Genomic DNA, 15,364 nt, shown 5'->3' with positions numbered 1-15,364 from the left:
CAATTTTCTGACTTAAATTTCGCTCAAATAAACTTCGAGTAATTTAAACCAATCAATCAATGAAATATTTTCGATCGATCAATCAGTAAAAATCCACACAAGTTGTTCTTCATAATCTCTTAATGATTTTCTGTCATTTCGTCAATAACAGCACCAACTCAATCAACACTGCGTTGGCGTGTTGCGTATTCTATACAGTTTTTGAATAGACGCAATATGTTTTTTAGGTTTTTTTCAAAAAAAATACCATTCGCCTAAGTTTTAAGCGTATTTGATATTTTTATCACACTTTTCTTATAATTTGTCTTTTTTTTCGCACGTTACTAAATTGGTTTTTTAAATAAATCCTTTTAAAGCGATAATAAAAAACAACCAGCTCAGTTAGGCTGGTTGCAAATCTACATTAATTAGCTTGTTCTGCAAGCCATGACATAAATTTTTGTCGCTCTACTTTACTAGCTTGTTGCCACAATTGAATCAATTGTTGCTCTTTGCCCTGTGTTTGTTTTGCTGTAGGCAATGTTGCTGAGGTGGTTTCCTCAGATGGCAAAACTGCTGCCGCGGTATAAACTGCTGCTGGTTGATTGATTGCAGCACTGTTTTGAGTGGTATCTAAAGTTTTATTAAGCCAACTACCACCTAACCAACCAGTTGAACTTGCTTTGGCACCTGTTTGTTGCACCAACAATTGATTCTTTTGATTATATAAGCCAACACTAGGCTGATCTTTAAACTCTTTTGCAGCATCGAAATCTTTAGGTGGGTTTACCAAAGCAAGTCGATAGTTTTCACCATCTTGAAGAATTGGGGTTTTGAGTGTAATAACACCTGATTTTAAAATATCGTGTGCGCCATTATGATGTTCAAAATATTGTTGATAGCGCAAGTTCATGACATTTTCACCCGCATTGACTTTCACTTGCTGTGCTGAACTGAATAAACCTGAACGAACTTCTTGATCATTTACAGCGAGCAACTTAATTTCTTCAGGTACTGCAATAATTACTGCTGAAAATGCTGAACTGCAAGCCATCAATGCAATACTTGCTAGGCCTAATTTAAATGCCATATTTCACTCTGTATCATTTATTAAAGTTTGATTGCACTATGCAATGTATAAATGACAGTTTTATGACAATTCATGGGTTTAAGCATTTTCACATGAATAAGGAAGTTTAGGTGATCTCATTGAAACTCCCCAAAAAAAACAAAAAAAGTAGGATGAATCATCACCCTACTTTTTAGTCTGTGCAGTATGTGTTGCTAGAGCTTAGTCAAAGCTTTTGAAACGTGCTGCATCATCCATAAATGTTTTTTCACCAGCAGGTGCTTCAATTGAACCAAACACTAATTGTGCACGTAGTTTCCAGTTTGCAGGAATGTCATAAGTTTGCGCAACTTCTTCATCTACGATTGGATTGTAGTGCTGTAATGATGCACCCACATTGATTTCAGATAAAGCTGTCCACGCTGCGAATTGTGCAATCCCTGTCGAATGTTCTGACCATACTGGGAAGTTGTCTGCATATAGCGGGAATTGCTCTTGTAGACCTTTTACAACATCTTGATCTTCAAAAAATAAAGCTGTACCAAAACCTGCAATAAAGCTATTAATTTTTGCTTCAGTGTTTGCAAATGCTTCTGCAGGAACCATTTTATGTAAAGTTTCTAAAACGATGTTCCAAAATTGTGTATGCGATGCACCGTATAAAGTCACAACACGTGAAGTTTGCGAGTTAAATGCAGATGGGCTTAAACGAACTGCTTGTTTGATTGTACTTTCAATAGTTGCCTGATCTACAGAAACATTTTTACCAAGTGCATAGATTGAACGGCGTTTTTCTAATTGATTTAAAAATGACATTTTTAATTCCTCTGCAGAATTTTGTATAAATTAATTGATACAGCGATATTAAGCTTTTTATTCAGCATAAACATTACAAAAAATACGACAGTGTGTTTTATGTATAGAACGATTATAGTTATATAAAGTGACAAATGTATGTGACTGCATTTAGGGTCTGTTGACATTTCATAAATGGCTTGCGCTGTAGGCTAAAACTGAGCAGATCAGGCATGAAACGCAGGGAATAGCGAGACTATTGCCAAGTTTCATAACGCAATCTGAGAAAGTTTTAGCCACAGCCTGAGCAAAAACAAGCACTGCTTTGTTTGCAGCGCAAGGCGCAGCGAAGGACGAGCATATTTTTTGCTGCTATTGCGTTATGAGTCAGTCATTTAGAATGACTAAATTTCCTGCCTCATGCCTTATATCAGCTAAAAAATATGCGTAGTCGCAAACATAGACGAATTGTCAACAGACCCTATTACCTTTTATTCTATAGATACAGTCTATTGCAATATAAATATGCTGCGGTTCGCTCTTTGTAGCACATAATAATAAGCTGATTTGACCAATCTTCATCAAATGCTGTTATTTAAGCATAGACTTTAAATTGATTTTGATAGTGTGCATGACTCCGTTCGGTTACTTCTTCTTCAATTGATCCAAAAACGAGTTGTGAACGTAACAACCATGTATCTGGAATATCAAAATGCTCTGCCACAGCGTGGTCTATGCTTTGATTAAAATGTTGTAAAGATGCACCCACACCTGAATCTGCCAGTGCTGTCCACACCACAAATTGCGCCATGCCTGAAGTTTGCTCCGACCAAATTGGAAATTCTGCAGCATGAAATAGAATTTTCTTTTGCAATTGACGAATAACTTGTTGATCTTCATAGAACAATACCGAGCCAAAAGCTGCTGCACATTGTTCAATTTTCATTTTAGTACCTGCTAAAATCTGCTTGGGTACAAATTGGCGTTGCAAGTCCTGCACTAAATTCCAAAACTTTTTATGTGATTCAGAAAACAAGCCTACTTTGTGAATGATGTGCCGATGGGCAGCTAAGCACAGCTTCCTGAATCAACTCGGCCCTATACGTTTGGCTAAAATGGATGCGTTTACCTAAAGCATAAATACTACGGCGCTTTTTAAATTGATCGATGAAAGTCAGTTCATTACCGTCATGGTTCAGCTTTTTCTTAAGCTTAAAGTCTTTCGTGATATCTGCTGTAAGCACATACTCATTTTGACTGCTCAAAAAAATCAATCTAATATTTTTCTTATTCTATCTAGACGGATGTGCTTTTATTCACATTCGTATTTTTAGCTGCTGCTTTATACAACACTCAAACCCGCTAAAAACAACAAACTCCGCATTTTGCGGAGTTTGTATGAAACTTAAAGCATTTTATATTTTTAAGCTTTAAAACTTATTTCTCAGTTTCAAACAGTGCCGCAACAAATGACTTTGCAGAGAATGGACGTAAATCATCAATTTTTTCGCCCACACCGATAAAGCGAATTGGCACATGGGTACGGCTTGCAATGTTAAATAACACGCCACCTTTTGCAGTACCGTCCAGTTTGGTGATGGTGATACCTGTTAAGCCAACAGCCTCATCAAACATTTCAACTTGATTAATGGCATTTTGACCTGTGCCTGCATCTACCACCAACATTACTTCATGCGGTGCGGTTGCATCAATTTTTTGCATTACACGCTTAACTTTAGTCAATTCTTGCATCAGGTTGCTTTTGTTATGCAAACGTCCTGCAGTATCTGCAATTAACACATCAATACCTTTGGCACGTGCACTTTCAAACGCATCGAAAATAACAGAAGCACTGTCTGCACCGTGACCTTGTGCAACAACGGCAACATCGTTACGCTCACCCCAGATTTGCAATTGTTCTGTCGCTGCGGCACGGAAAGTATCCCCTGCGGCTAACATGACTTTTTTACCTTCACCCTGTAAGCGTTTTGCTAACTTACCAATGGTTGTAGTTTTACCTACACCATTCACACCCACGACTAAAATCACATAAGGGGTTTTATTGGCATCAATATGTAAAGGTTTTACCCGTGGTGCGAGCAAAGCCACCAATTCTTCTTGCAAAGCCTTGTATAAAGAATGCGAATAAATTAAGTCACCACGCGCAGTACGCTCGGTCAAATTGGCAATAATGGTTTTGGTTGCATCTACACCAATATCTGCAACCAACAATTGTTCTTCGACTTCTTCTAATAATTCATCATCAATTTCTTTACCGCCAATCAGAATATTCACCATGCCATCGGCAAAGTTTTTTCGGGTTTTGGTTAACCCTTCTTTCATGCGACTAAAGAAACCACCTTTCGCAGGTGCTTCCGTGTCTGATGATGTTTCTGCAGCAGGTTCAGACGTTGCTGCTTGTTGTAGAGGTGTTGTTTCAACAATCGGAACATTTACCGCTGGTAAATTCGGTAATGTGACATCATCATCTCCGATATCAGCATCAATCAAAAATTTATTTTGCCCATTAGATTGCTGTTGCATGCCGAATCCTTGAAAAGCATTGCGTTAAAAAATCGGATTCTAACATAAACCAATTGCTTTTACCTCGTATTCCAACCACATAGCTGCATACAAAAAATACCTAAAGCAATCCTTGCCTTTCCGCTTTAATTTTTGAAAGATAAGCCGATAACGATTGATCTCCACTTGCTTATGTTCCAATTTTCGATGAAGTCTGTTTGTGCGTTGGTTTTAGGTTTAACAGCTTCAATTTGCCATGCAGAAGTTTTAACTGCGAATAACACTTTTGAAACCACACTCAACAATGGTTTAAAAGTCATTATTCGTGAAGACCATCGTTCTCCTATGGTGATGACACAAATTTGGTACAAAGTAGGCAGTAGCGATGAGTCGGGAAATACACTGGGTATTTCACACGTACTTGAACACATGATGTTTAAAGGTACAGCCAAAGTACCGAATGATGAATTTACCCGTTTAAGTCGTATTTATGGTGGCAATGTCAATGCAGCGACCTTTATCAATTACACCAATTATTATCAGCTCTATCCCAAAACTTATTTCCCACTGGCTTTAGAGTTGGAAGCCGACAGAATGAGTAATTTGTTGCTTCGCCAACAAGATTTTGAGCCTGAAATTAAGGTGGTGATGGAAGAACGGCGGCAACGTACCGATGATAATCCGCGAGCTTTGGCTTTTGAACGCTTTAAATGGATTGCCTACCCAACCAGCCATTATCGCCAACCCATTATTGGTCACATGAAAAACTTGCAAAGCATTCAGCTGCAAGAAGTACAGGCGTGGTACAAAAAATGGTATCGCCCCAATAATGCTATTTTAGTGATTGTGGGCGATGTAGATCATCAAGCCGCATTGTGGCAAGTCCAAAAGTATTTTGGAGATATTCCGAAAGCACCTATGCCACCGCGTAATGATGTGTTGGAGTTTGAACAACTAGGTTATCGGCACATGGAATTGTCTGCGGCTATACAAGTTCCTAATTTATATATGGCTTGGAATGTCAGCTCACTAGCAACAGCCAAAAATCCTCAAGATGCCTTTGCGCTCACCATCATCAAACAACTATTAGACAGTGGAATTACTTCACGTTTAGAACAGCGCTTGGTCAGAAATAATAAGATACTTAGCTCCGTCAGTGTCAGTTATGATCCGTACCAACGTGGGGACAGTTTGTTTGGTATTTCGGCATTGCCTGCTGCAGGTGTAGCGTTAAGTGAAGCACAAGCCGCAATTCAAAACGAAGTGGATACGCTGAAACAGGATTTGGTCAATGCAAGTGAAATTGAGCGCGTGGTGACTCAATTTGTTGCCAATTGGATCTATAATCAGGATGATTTGGCTGGACAAGCCCGAACCATTGGCAACTTAGAAGTCAATGGATTCAGTCACCGTTTAATTGATGTTTTACCACAGCACTTCCAAGCGATTACTGCCCAAGATCTTCAACGTGTTGCGCAAAATCACTTTAACAAAGAGAGACTTAGCACCTTGTATTTATTGCCTCAAAGCACTACACCTTAAACTGTGATTTTAATGAAAAAGCATTTATTTTACACGCTTATTTTAAGCACGAGTTTTGGTCTATGTTCTGCTAGCTTTGCGATGGAAACTGCCACCACAGCAGCGCATGATTTTGCTGAAACAGACGTAAGCACGCCTTTGCAATCTCTGAACTTGCTGCACAGTTTAAATGCTGTAAATGAATTGGTCGATGTTCGCGCTCCACAGGTGCATGAATTAAAAAATCATCGAAACGTACGCACTTTATTTGTCGAAAATCCTGCTTTGCCAATGGTTGATATTCAACTGACTTTTAATGCAGGTTCTGCCCGCGATGCAGAAATTGAAAAAGGTTTATTTGGCGTTGCCAATATGGCAGCGCAACTGATGGATGAAGGTACTAAAAGTTATAAGGCTGAAGAAATTGCCGCAGCCTTTGAAACCACAGGCGCACGTTTTAGTGCCACGGCGTACCGCGATATGTTTGTGCTACGGCTAAGAACACTCTCTGATCCGCAGAAAATGCAAACTGCCGTCAAAATGATGTTGGAAATACTAAAAAACTCGACTTTTGAGCGCTCCAATATCCAGCGGATGCAAAGCAATACACAAATCGGACAAAAACAACTGCAAGAAAATCCAAGCCGTTTAATGAATATTCGCTTATATCGCGCAATTTACGGACAACATGCCTATGCAGAACCCATTACAGGCACCAATGGCAGTATCAAACGGATTCAACCAACGCACTTACAACAATTTAGAGATCAGTTTCTGGTCGCGCAAAATATGAATATTGCCATTACAGGCAAATTAACCTTAAAAGAAGCAGAAAAACTTGCCAACACTATAAGCACACATATTGTCCAAGGTACTGCAGCAACAGCTTTGCCACGGCCTACACCTGCAACACGGTTCAACATCCAGCATATTCCTTATCGCTCACAACAAGCGCATGTGAGTATTGCGCAACTTGCGACCACACGCGATGATCCTGATTATTTGGCTTTGGAAATTGCCAATAAAATGCTAGGTGGCAGCAGTTTCAATTCTATTTTGATGAAAGAATTACGAGTAAAACGTGGCTACACTTACGGTGTTAGCAGTTCGTTTCGGTTTACCCAAGCAGCGGGTTTATTTAGCTTAGGCTATTCTACGCGCCAAGATCAGTTACTCGATAGTATTCAAGTCGCTCACCAGAGCTTAATTCAGTTTGTACAACAACCTATGAATTTAGAACAATTAAAAGAAACCAAAGCAGGTTTAATTCGTGCATTTCCGAATCAATACAGCAGCAATGCCAGTATTAATGCCCAGCTTGGGCACATCGGTTTTTATCGACTTCCTGCAAATTATTTAAGTGATTATGCAGAACGAGTGGAAAAAGTTACCGCTGAAGATGTGCAACGTGCAATTCGCAAACATTTGCATCCTGATCGTTTAACTTTAGTAATTGTGAGCGAACATTTAGATAAAGCCGCATTGGTAAAAATGCTGCAGGACAATTTACTCGCACCAACATCTTTAACACCGACACCGCACAATATGAATAACATGCCAACAGAAAAAATTACTCTTGCACCAAGGCAGGAAGTTGTTGAGCCCGATCTTGCTCCATTTGATGTGCCTGCATCAACTTTAAATAATGCACATAACGAATCGGACGTTGATTGAGTAAATGAACTGCCATGTCTTGGGTATTGGCATACATAGATTGTTGTGACAAACGCTCAACATTTTGAAATTGTTGCACCCCAACTGGGCGATAAAGCGCAACACTTGCTAAAGTTAAAATAATAAAAATGATACTCAGCACAACAATATTATAAATTTGCTCGAGTTTCAGTTGAGAAATAAATTGAATCGTTTTTTGAATTGCGTTGTGCATGACCTACCTCTAATCGCCTTAGTGTAGGATGCCCTTGTGAGATGTACAAGTTAAACAGCTCAATTTTACTGTATCGTCACAGTAAAAATTGAGCCTTTTTCTACAAATTCTACAAAGGATTTAGCTTTAGCCAATCGTGCCACGAATTACCGCAAAGTATAAAACCAATGCAATGACTGCAAGCACCAAGAAAATAGCAAATACACTGACACCGCCCTCTGCTTCGGCAGGATGCAGTTCATCTTCATCGGCAATACGGAGTAATTCACCATCATAATTACGATAAAACTCTATACGATCGCTTCGCTCTAAAGTTTTAGCAAAGTCAGCCACACGTTTACGTTGCGCCAAGCAGTATTCACCTAAATGAACATCTCGACGGAAAATTACCTCATCTAGTTTTTTACGGTGATGATGTGCTAACTCAATAATTTGAGAAGTCAATGGAGGTACATCAAAAGCACATCCGTCTACGGATCTTGTCATGTTGTTCTCCTTTTTTATCATGCTTAGAGCTTTAGTTTAATCAAAATTAAACTTGTTCAATGTTTAATCATGTAAACTTGAAATATGCTCATTAACCCCGATAATTGTTTGACAATTCAATCAAATTGTAATATTAGTTTAACAATAAAGCGTTAAATTGATATGAAGCCTAAAAGGTAGGCTTAAATAAGTAATCATAATTACAATAAGGAGTTTAATATGATTCAAACGATCTCTCACCATGAGTTAGAGCATGTTTATGCAAATGCAGTAAACACGATTCATTCACAAATGAACTTCCAAGACGCGGTAAAACAACTCGAAGAAGCTGCACGTGCAGGACATGGTAAAGCGGCAATGTTCTTAGCAGAACTGTATTATCAAGGTTTCCGCGTAGAACGTGATTCATTGAAAGCGCAATACTGGCAAAACATGGCCACCATGCAAGCATAATAAAACGTCACTTAGGTGGCGTTTTTTTTGACCCTTTTTTTAGATGCTCCAACCATAAATACATATTTGTTTACGATTTTAAGCAAAGCTTAAACGGTATATTCATCAATTCTTTTTACAATATAGCCAAATTTTACAACCTTGCTTGATTATGAATCAGATTAACCAACTCCACCCTTTACCAAAGGATTTTCTGCTTAAAGTTACACTATTAAAATCAATGATGTACTGCGGTGTACTTTGGGGTTTATTCCATCAAGGTTGGGCAATGAGTTCAGATCACGATGATTATATTTTCCCTTTTTGGTTAAATGCGGTACAAGCGCATAAATATGCTGCTAAACACTGGCCACAATATAGTCCTCGTAAAATTTCCGCGCAGGATTTTGAGACTTTTTTATTACCAACGCTCACCCGTTTAAATGTCACGCCAACCTTGTTTGGTTCGTCAAGTCAAAAAATTAAACTGACCACTTCACAAATGAAGCATTTCTTTTTTAATGAACCTGCGTTAAATATTGCTTAAATAAAAACTGAATAGAATTGACGTAAAAATCAACAATCGTGACTCTAAAGTATTTGCAATTTTTACAATTCACGTTACTTTAAAAGTCAAACAATAAACAACAAATCAGGACACAGAATATGACCAAGGTAACTCACGTTTTACAAGATAAAGCACATCACGAAATTTACACAATTCGCCCAGAAGCAACGGTTTTAGAAGCAATTAGTTTAATGGCTGAAAAAGGCATTGGTGCGTTGGTGGTTACCGATCAAAACAATCATGTGGTTGGTATTCTGTCTGAGCGTGATTACACCCGTAAAGTTATTTTGATGGAACGAACTTCTAAAAGCACAACGGTTAGTGAAATTATGACTGCTAAAGTACTGACCGTGACCAAAAACACCAGTGTGAAAGAATGCTTAAACTTAATTACTGACCATCATTTACGTCACTTACCTGTACTTGAAGATGAGCAGTTGGTAGGTTTAGTGTCGATTGGTGACTTGGTGAAAGCGACTATGGATGATCAGCGCAAACTGATCGAGCAGTTACAACAATATATTGCAAGCTAAGACACTGTTTTATAAAACCTGCCAAATATAAAGTAAAGATAAAAAAACCGCCTAAACTTACACATTTAGGCGGTTTTTCATATTCAGTAGAATTAATTCAAACCTAATTTTTCTGCTACATAGTCTGAATCTTTATCACCACGACCTGAAAGATTAACCACAATTTTCACGTTTTTTGCCATTTTTGGTGCTTCACGTAATGCCCACGCCACCGCATGTGAGCTTTCCAAAGCAGGTACAATACCCTCTACACGTGACAACGTCATAAAGGCATCTAAACATTCTTGGTCAGTTGCCGTTGAATACTCCACGCGACCAATGTCTTTTAAGAAGCTATGCTGCGGCCCCACACCCGGATAATCCAAACCAGAGGCAATAGAGTGCACTGGCAATGGCTCACCATGTTCATCTTCAAGTACATAACACGCCATACCGTGTAATTGACCCGGTTTACCCAAAGTTAAGGTTGCAGAGTGTTGATCTGTATCTAAACCATGCCCTGCAGGCTCAACACCCACAAGTTTCACTTCTGCATCATTTAAGAATGCGGTAAATGCACCCACTGCGTTTGAACCACCGCCCACACATGCCACGATATAATCTGGGTTTACACCAAAACGCTCTTGGCTTTGCATTTTAATTTCATCACCTATAATAGATTGGAAATCACGCACCATTTTTGGAAATGGGTGTGGCCCAACCACAGAACCAATCGCATAAATAAAGTTTTTTGGGTCTTTTAAATATTCTTCAAAAGCGCTGTCCACTGCATCTTTTAAAGTGGCTGTACCGCGGGTCACTGAAATCAGGTTGGCACCTAGAATTTTCATTTTCACCACATTCGGGTGTTCTTTTTCAATATCCACCTGTCCCATGTGAATTTCACACGGAATTCCCACTAGCGCACATGCCGTCGCCAAGGCTACCCCGTGCTGTCCCGCACCAGTTTCTGCAATGACTTTGGTTTTACCCATATATTTGGCTAGTAATGCCTCGCCTAAACAGTGGTTAATTTTATGTGCACCAGTATGGTTTAAATCTTCACGCTTTAAATAAATTTGCGCACCACCTAACTGTTCAGATAAACGCTTGGCATGGAATAAAGGACTTGGACGGCCAACATAGTGAGCAAACAAATCTTTTAATTCATTCTGAAATTCTGCCGTTTTACGAATTTCCTCATAAGCAACGTTAATTTCATCCATGGCTTCTTTTAAATGTGGTGGAATAAACTGCCCGCCATATTGCCCAAAAAAACCGTCTTCATTCGGTAATGCGATGCCATTGATTTGATGATCCATATCGATCCCCTCAGATTGAAATTCACGTTGCCTATCGTGTCTGCACTTACTTAGTCTTCGCCTAACAATCACTCAAAAGTTGAGTGATATTGACGAAAATGACGATTAACGCGCCAAATATTTCGTCATATCTTCAATGCCTTTTAAAGTCATTGGGTACATATGATTTTCAAAAATTTGTCGAATTAAACCAATGGTATGTGTGTAATGCCAATAGCCTTCCTGTTCAGGATTCAGCCATGCGGTTTTTTCAAAATGCTGACGCAGACGTTGTAACCAAACTTGCCCTGCCTCATCATTCATATATTCTACCGAACCACCAATCGAATTCAGCTCATAAGGTGCCATACTCGCATCACCGACCACAATTACCCGATAGTCGCGTCCATAGGTATTAAATAAATCCCACGTATTCATACGGGTACTGCTACGGCGTAAATTGTCTTTCCAAACATAGTCGTATAAACAGTTGTGGAAATAAAAATATTCGAGGGTTTTAAACTCAGTTTTGGCCGCACTAAACAGTTTTTCACATTGGGCGATGTGTGCATCCATCGAGCCACCCACATCAAACAACATCAACACTTTGACGCGATTACGACGTTCTGGCACCAATTGCACATCTAAAATGCCCTGTTTGGCAGTTTCTCGGATAGTGCCATCAATATCCAATTCTTCAGCTGCACCTTGACGGGCAAATTTACGCAAACGACGCAGTGCCAATTGCATTTGTCGTGTACCTAAAATCTGTTCATCGTCTAAATTTCGATACTGACGCTGCTCCCAGACTTTAACAGCTGAACGCTTACGTCCAGGCCCACCAATGCGTACACCTTCAGGATGATCACCAAAAGCACCAAACGGTGATGTACCGCCCGTACCAATCATACGGTTGCCACCCTGATGCTTTTTATGCTGCTCGCGTAAACGCTCTTCCAGCATTTTCATCAATTCTTCTAAAGAACCTGCTTTTTTCAGCTCTTCGCGTTGTTCTGGCGTGAGATGTTTTTCTAATAGTTCTAAGTCGAACCAGTCTTTAGGCAATTGATGAACTTGCTGCAGTAAATCATCTAAATCAAAAGTGGAAATGCCATCAAAATAATCTTTCATGGCACGGTCAAACTTGTCAAAAAAACGCTCATCTTTGACCATGACGGTTTTAACAAGTTGATAGAATTCATCTTGATCTGCAAAAACCAGACCCGATGCCACCGCCTGATTTAAGTCAATCAATTCACGTGTGGTGACAGGTACACCGTAACGTCGCAAGGTATAAAACAAGCGTACGAACATGGCGTTGTCCTCCCTTAACGGCGCGACATAAAGGCTAAACGCTCAAGCAATTGCACATCTTGTTCATTTTTGATTAATGCACCGTATAAAGGCGGAATGGCTTTGGTTTTATTGCTATTACGCAAAATATCTTCCGGCATGTCATCTGCCATCAATAGGCTTAACCAATCAATTAATTCAGACGTAGATGGTGGTTTTTTTAAGCCCGGAACTTGGCGCAATTTAAAGAAAACTTGTAAAGCTTCTGAAACCAATGTGCTTGAAATATTCGGGAAATGCACATCGATAATATCGCGCATGGTCGCTTCATCTGGGAAATCAATATAATGGAAGAAACAACGACGTAAAAAAGCGTCTGGCAGCTCTTTTTCATTATTTGATGTGATGATCACGATTGGACGTTGTGTTGCCGTAATGGTTTCGCCTGTTTCATAAACATAAAACGACATTTTATCGAGTTCATGTAGCAGGTCATTTGGGAATTCAATATCTGCCTTGTCAATTTCATCAATCAACAACACACAGCGTTCTTCGCTGGTAAATGCTTCCCACAATTTCCCGGGTTTAATATAGTTTTTAACGTCATACACACGGTCATCGCCCAGTTGGCTGTCACGCAAACGCGACACTGCATCATATTCATATAAACCTTGCTGCGCTTTGGTGGTCGATTTAATGTGCCATGTAATCAACTTTAAACCCAAACTTTTAGCAACTTGCTCTGCCAATAAGGTTTTACCTGTACCTGGCTCACCTTTCACCAAAAGCGGTTTTTGCAAAGCACGTGCGGCTTTCACCGCAAGTTTTAAACTATCAGTCGCAATGTACTGATCTGTACCCGAAAATTGTTGCGCATCAACAGACATGATTTTACCTTAATTGTTTTAGTTACAGTGGTGAGGTATTTTTCTTGGCTTTATAAGTCGTTTGTTTAAGACAGTATCTTGACCAGAAATAACCGATCAATAAGCCAAGACCGATCACAAATAAAATGGCAGATAAATTAGACCAAACCAATGGGGTTTCTTTGGTTAAAACACCAAAAAGAAGTCCAAAGATGGCTGGGGCAAGTGCTGCATTGCTGCCTTCTGATACTGTTGGGGTAAGTAAAATTGCAAACAGCACAATCCAAGTGATACCACCTAACGGATTGGGCAAGCGTTTGGCAATTTCGTACCAGCACCATAAAATAATGGCACTCCCCAACAAATAAACAGAAACAGCAATTGCAGTTTCAGGAATTGAATCCAATCCAGTCATCACACTATTCATTTCTCAACTCCTGAATAAAGCTTAAGCACCACGTAAACCTTCTGGTTCAACGGCATTTGGGTTAATTAAGCCTTCTGGTGGCACTTGAATAAAGAAGCCACGTGTTTGAATAGAATCCATGACATGCAAAACATTCACACGTGCCAACTTACGGCTTTCAGACAGTTGCAAATCCATTACAAATGTCGCACGACCAAATGCAACTCGCATTGGCTCAGGTAAAACCTCTAGCGGGTTAAACGCTTCTGCTTGATCTTCAGTTTGCTCAGGACGGGCGATGTATAAATACATCTCATCTTTTTTGCTCGATTTATAAATTGAACAGTGCATAAACAACAAAACTCTAAAAACTCAGGCAAAGGATACAACAAAAAAAACCGAGATACATTAACCATTATTAACGCATTGGTCTATGTTTACACTCAAACAAAGAATGGCGTGAAAATTCATCCATTTTCAGGTGAAAAACGGCTTTATTTAAAATGTGGATCGGTTTGATTTATTCAGCAACTTTCATCTGACCAGACAAATAACGCTCGTCGGTATGTAAAACTTCAATTAAAGGCTTGGTGAGTAATTCATAACGCCAACCTAACAAATAGTTAGGCAAATCTTGCTCATCGTTATGAAATACCACATGCTGATAAAGCGCATTGAGCCATTTTTTACGCAGCAAAACTTCTTTTGGAATTTGAGTTTCCTGTACGGCACGTTGAATCACCTGTTCTACATTTTCGCCCACTTCTTTTGAAGAATGACGAATTGGTCGCGCCATACGTAATGGCCATTGTGATTGATCAGGCAAATATTTAATTAAATCTAAAATAGTTTTGCCATGTTCACGCACAATATGCGCACGTAAATCTTTAATAGTACTGAGCTGGAACTGATTTTTAGGATTTTTCTCGACCAAGTCCAGCATAGTAGAATTACGCAAAATAAAACTACGTGGTTGGTTTAAGGCTTTTACCATTTGCTCACGCCAAACGGCCAATTGTTGCAATTGCATGAGTTGACGGCGTGAATGACGATAGTTGCCCACATCCTGATACAACAACTCTAAAGGTGTTTCTTCACCAATTTCCTGAGTTAAATTGCGGCAATCTTCTTGTGCAAAATCCAGTAAATAATTTTGTTTTAAGTCGGTTTGTACCTTATCTGCCAATTGCATTAGATACAACACATCATTGGCAGCATAATTTAACTGCTCATCGGACAACGGACGTGCAAGCCAGTCTGAGCGAGTTTGCCCTTTATCAATATCGACATTGAGCATGGTTTTTAAAGCGTTTTGATAACTGACTTGTAAACCATGCCCTAAAAATGACATGCCAACTTGGGTATCAAACACGTTATCTAAGTTTTTTTGCTGTGCATAATGATAAATTAAATCAATATCTTCACCGCAGGCATGAAAAATATTTTGCTGCGCCTGAAACAGTTTTTCCCAAAATGCACTTAAATTTAAAGAAGTGCCATCTAACAAATAGACCTGATCATTAACATTAATTTGGAATACACCCAATTTTGGCCATAAAGTATCAACCTTAATAAATTCGGTGTCTAAACCATAAATGCTGTTTTGGCTCATTAATGCCAAGACATTTTCAAAGTCTTTTTGTTGATGAATAAATTGGAACATAGCGAGCAGGTAAAACAGGATTCTCTAGGGGTTCATTTTAAACATTAAATAGCATTTAGCTA

16 protein-coding genes and 1 pseudogene are annotated in these 15,364 nt (G+C 39.2%); 5 read left to right on the top strand and 12 right to left on the bottom strand.

The window, feature by feature from the left end; genetic code table 11:
• Positions 1-403 precede the first annotated feature (403 nt).
• The 4 genes and pseudogenes from HX743_RS12265 to ftsY form a co-directional block, all read right to left on the bottom strand.
• Positions 404-1,069 carry a DUF2057 family protein gene (locus HX743_RS12265; protein WP_178319354.1) on the bottom strand — a complete coding sequence of 222 codons (666 nt, stop codon included), beginning with the start codon at positions 1,067-1,069 and terminating at the stop codon, positions 404-406.
• Between the two features lie 201 nt (positions 1,070-1,270).
• On the bottom strand, positions 1,271-1,864 hold the full coding sequence (locus tag HX743_RS12260; RefSeq protein WP_178319353.1) for a nitroreductase family protein: 594 nt from the start codon (positions 1,862-1,864) through the stop codon (positions 1,271-1,273).
• A 574-nt stretch (positions 1,865-2,438) separates the two neighbouring features.
• Positions 2,439-3,114, bottom strand: a pseudogene (locus tag HX743_RS12255) (nitroreductase family protein).
• 166 nt (positions 3,115-3,280) lie between these two features.
• The gene (gene ftsY / locus HX743_RS12250; RefSeq protein ID WP_019837903.1) at positions 3,281-4,387 is read right to left on the bottom strand and encodes a signal recognition particle-docking protein FtsY; all 1,107 of its coding nucleotides are present in this window, start codon (positions 4,385-4,387) and stop codon (positions 3,281-3,283) included.
• 186 nt (positions 4,388-4,573) lie between these two features.
• On the opposite strand from ftsY, the gene HX743_RS12245 reads away from it, so the two are divergent.
• Complete coding sequence (locus HX743_RS12245; RefSeq protein WP_250316240.1) at positions 4,574-5,908, top strand: pitrilysin family protein; 1,335 nt, start codon at positions 4,574-4,576, stop codon at positions 5,906-5,908.
• Positions 5,909-5,920: 12 nt separating this feature from the next.
• Complete coding sequence (locus HX743_RS12240; protein ID WP_178319352.1) at positions 5,921-7,561, top strand: pitrilysin family protein; 1,641 nt, start codon at positions 5,921-5,923, stop codon at positions 7,559-7,561.
• Here HX743_RS12240 and HX743_RS12235 read toward each other — a convergent pair.
• Positions 7,458-7,775 (bottom strand): hypothetical protein, encoded by a 318-nt coding sequence (locus HX743_RS12235; RefSeq protein ID WP_004976594.1) that lies wholly within the window; start codon positions 7,773-7,775, stop codon positions 7,458-7,460. The genes HX743_RS12240 and HX743_RS12235 overlap by 104 nt on opposite strands.
• A gap of 126 nt (positions 7,776-7,901) precedes the next feature.
• Positions 7,902-8,261: a hypothetical protein gene (locus tag HX743_RS12230; RefSeq protein ID WP_004976597.1), complete on the bottom strand. Its 360-nt coding sequence runs from the start codon at positions 8,259-8,261 to the stop codon at positions 7,902-7,904.
• Positions 8,262-8,480: 219 nt separating this feature from the next.
• Here HX743_RS12230 and HX743_RS12225 point away from each other — a divergent pair, with 219 nt between their 5' ends.
• The 3 genes from HX743_RS12225 to HX743_RS12215 all read left to right on the top strand — a co-directional run bounded on the left by HX743_RS12225 (position 8,481) and on the right by HX743_RS12215 (position 9,794).
• Positions 8,481-8,714 (top strand): hypothetical protein, encoded by a 234-nt coding sequence (locus HX743_RS12225; RefSeq protein ID WP_178319351.1) that lies wholly within the window; start codon positions 8,481-8,483, stop codon positions 8,712-8,714.
• A gap of 151 nt (positions 8,715-8,865) precedes the next feature.
• Positions 8,866-9,240 carry a DUF2750 domain-containing protein gene (locus HX743_RS12220; RefSeq protein WP_004976601.1) on the top strand — a complete coding sequence of 125 codons (375 nt, stop codon included), beginning with the start codon at positions 8,866-8,868 and terminating at the stop codon, positions 9,238-9,240.
• A gap of 119 nt (positions 9,241-9,359) precedes the next feature.
• A complete protein-coding gene (locus HX743_RS12215) occupies positions 9,360-9,794 on the top strand; it encodes a CBS domain-containing protein (RefSeq protein ID WP_096901450.1) in 435 nt (144 codons plus the stop codon).
• A 92-nt stretch (positions 9,795-9,886) separates the two neighbouring features.
• Here HX743_RS12215 and trpB read toward each other — a convergent pair whose 3' ends face one another.
• From trpB to HX743_RS12185, 6 genes are all read right to left on the bottom strand, one after another.
• On the bottom strand, positions 9,887-11,095 hold the full coding sequence (gene trpB / locus HX743_RS12210; protein WP_131261452.1) for a tryptophan synthase subunit beta: 1,209 nt from the start codon (positions 11,093-11,095) through the stop codon (positions 9,887-9,889).
• Between the two features lie 105 nt (positions 11,096-11,200).
• Positions 11,201-12,388: a VWA domain-containing protein gene (locus tag HX743_RS12205; protein ID WP_178319350.1), complete on the bottom strand. Its 1,188-nt coding sequence runs from the start codon at positions 12,386-12,388 to the stop codon at positions 11,201-11,203.
• Between the two features lie 14 nt (positions 12,389-12,402).
• Positions 12,403-13,254, bottom strand: a complete 852-nt coding sequence (locus HX743_RS12200) for a MoxR family ATPase (protein ID WP_178319349.1) — start codon at positions 13,252-13,254, stop codon at positions 12,403-12,405.
• A 22-nt stretch (positions 13,255-13,276) separates the two neighbouring features.
• The gene (locus HX743_RS12195) at positions 13,277-13,660 is read right to left on the bottom strand and encodes a hypothetical protein (protein ID WP_096901448.1); all 384 of its coding nucleotides are present in this window, start codon (positions 13,658-13,660) and stop codon (positions 13,277-13,279) included.
• A 21-nt stretch (positions 13,661-13,681) separates the two neighbouring features.
• On the bottom strand, positions 13,682-13,990 hold the full coding sequence (locus HX743_RS12190) for a YcgL domain-containing protein (RefSeq protein ID WP_004976615.1): 309 nt from the start codon (positions 13,988-13,990) through the stop codon (positions 13,682-13,684).
• A 169-nt stretch (positions 13,991-14,159) separates the two neighbouring features.
• The gene (locus HX743_RS12185; RefSeq protein ID WP_178319348.1) at positions 14,160-15,302 is read right to left on the bottom strand and encodes an HRDC domain-containing protein; all 1,143 of its coding nucleotides are present in this window, start codon (positions 15,300-15,302) and stop codon (positions 14,160-14,162) included.
• Between the last annotated feature and the right edge of the window lie 62 nt (positions 15,303-15,364).

It is taken from the genome of Acinetobacter sp. Swhac1 (genome assembly GCF_013390985.1).
GTDB lineage: Bacteria > Pseudomonadota > Gammaproteobacteria > Pseudomonadales > Moraxellaceae > Acinetobacter > Acinetobacter towneri.
The sequence above is the reverse complement of the archived record's forward strand: the minus strand, read 5'-3'. Positions and strand labels throughout refer to the sequence as shown.

What these genes read in the sequence shown, in the direction of transcription:
- HX743_RS12265 (WP_178319354.1), bottom strand. Translation starts at nt 1,069, where the DNA reads ATGGCATTTAAATTAGGCCTAGCAAGTATTGCATTGATGGCTTGCAGT.
- HX743_RS12260 (WP_178319353.1), bottom strand. Translation starts at nt 1,864, where the DNA reads ATGTCATTTTTAAATCAATTAGAAAAACGCCGTTCAATCTATGCACTT.
- ftsY (WP_019837903.1), bottom strand. Translation starts at nt 4,387, where the DNA reads ATGCAACAGCAATCTAATGGGCAAAATAAATTTTTGATTGATGCTGAT.
- HX743_RS12245 (WP_250316240.1), top strand. Translation starts at nt 4,574, where the DNA reads ATGAAGTCTGTTTGTGCGTTGGTTTTAGGTTTAACAGCTTCAATTTGC.
- HX743_RS12240 (WP_178319352.1), top strand. Translation starts at nt 5,921, where the DNA reads ATGAAAAAGCATTTATTTTACACGCTTATTTTAAGCACGAGTTTTGGT.
- HX743_RS12235 (WP_004976594.1), bottom strand. Translation starts at nt 7,775, where the DNA reads ATGCACAACGCAATTCAAAAAACGATTCAATTTATTTCTCAACTGAAA.
- HX743_RS12230 (WP_004976597.1), bottom strand. Translation starts at nt 8,261, where the DNA reads ATGACAAGATCCGTAGACGGATGTGCTTTTGATGTACCTCCATTGACT.
- HX743_RS12225 (WP_178319351.1), top strand. Translation starts at nt 8,481, where the DNA reads ATGATTCAAACGATCTCTCACCATGAGTTAGAGCATGTTTATGCAAAT.
- HX743_RS12220 (WP_004976601.1), top strand. Translation starts at nt 8,866, where the DNA reads ATGAATCAGATTAACCAACTCCACCCTTTACCAAAGGATTTTCTGCTT.
- HX743_RS12215 (WP_096901450.1), top strand. Translation starts at nt 9,360, where the DNA reads ATGACCAAGGTAACTCACGTTTTACAAGATAAAGCACATCACGAAATT.
- trpB (WP_131261452.1), bottom strand. Translation starts at nt 11,095, where the DNA reads ATGGATCATCAAATCAATGGCATCGCATTACCGAATGAAGACGGTTTT.
- HX743_RS12205 (WP_178319350.1), bottom strand. Translation starts at nt 12,388, where the DNA reads ATGTTCGTACGCTTGTTTTATACCTTGCGACGTTACGGTGTACCTGTC.
- HX743_RS12200 (WP_178319349.1), bottom strand. Translation starts at nt 13,254, where the DNA reads ATGTCTGTTGATGCGCAACAATTTTCGGGTACAGATCAGTACATTGCG.
- HX743_RS12195 (WP_096901448.1), bottom strand. Translation starts at nt 13,660, where the DNA reads ATGAATAGTGTGATGACTGGATTGGATTCAATTCCTGAAACTGCAATT.
- HX743_RS12190 (WP_004976615.1), bottom strand. Translation starts at nt 13,990, where the DNA reads ATGCACTGTTCAATTTATAAATCGAGCAAAAAAGATGAGATGTATTTA.
- HX743_RS12185 (WP_178319348.1), bottom strand. Translation starts at nt 15,302, where the DNA reads ATGTTCCAATTTATTCATCAACAAAAAGACTTTGAAAATGTCTTGGCA.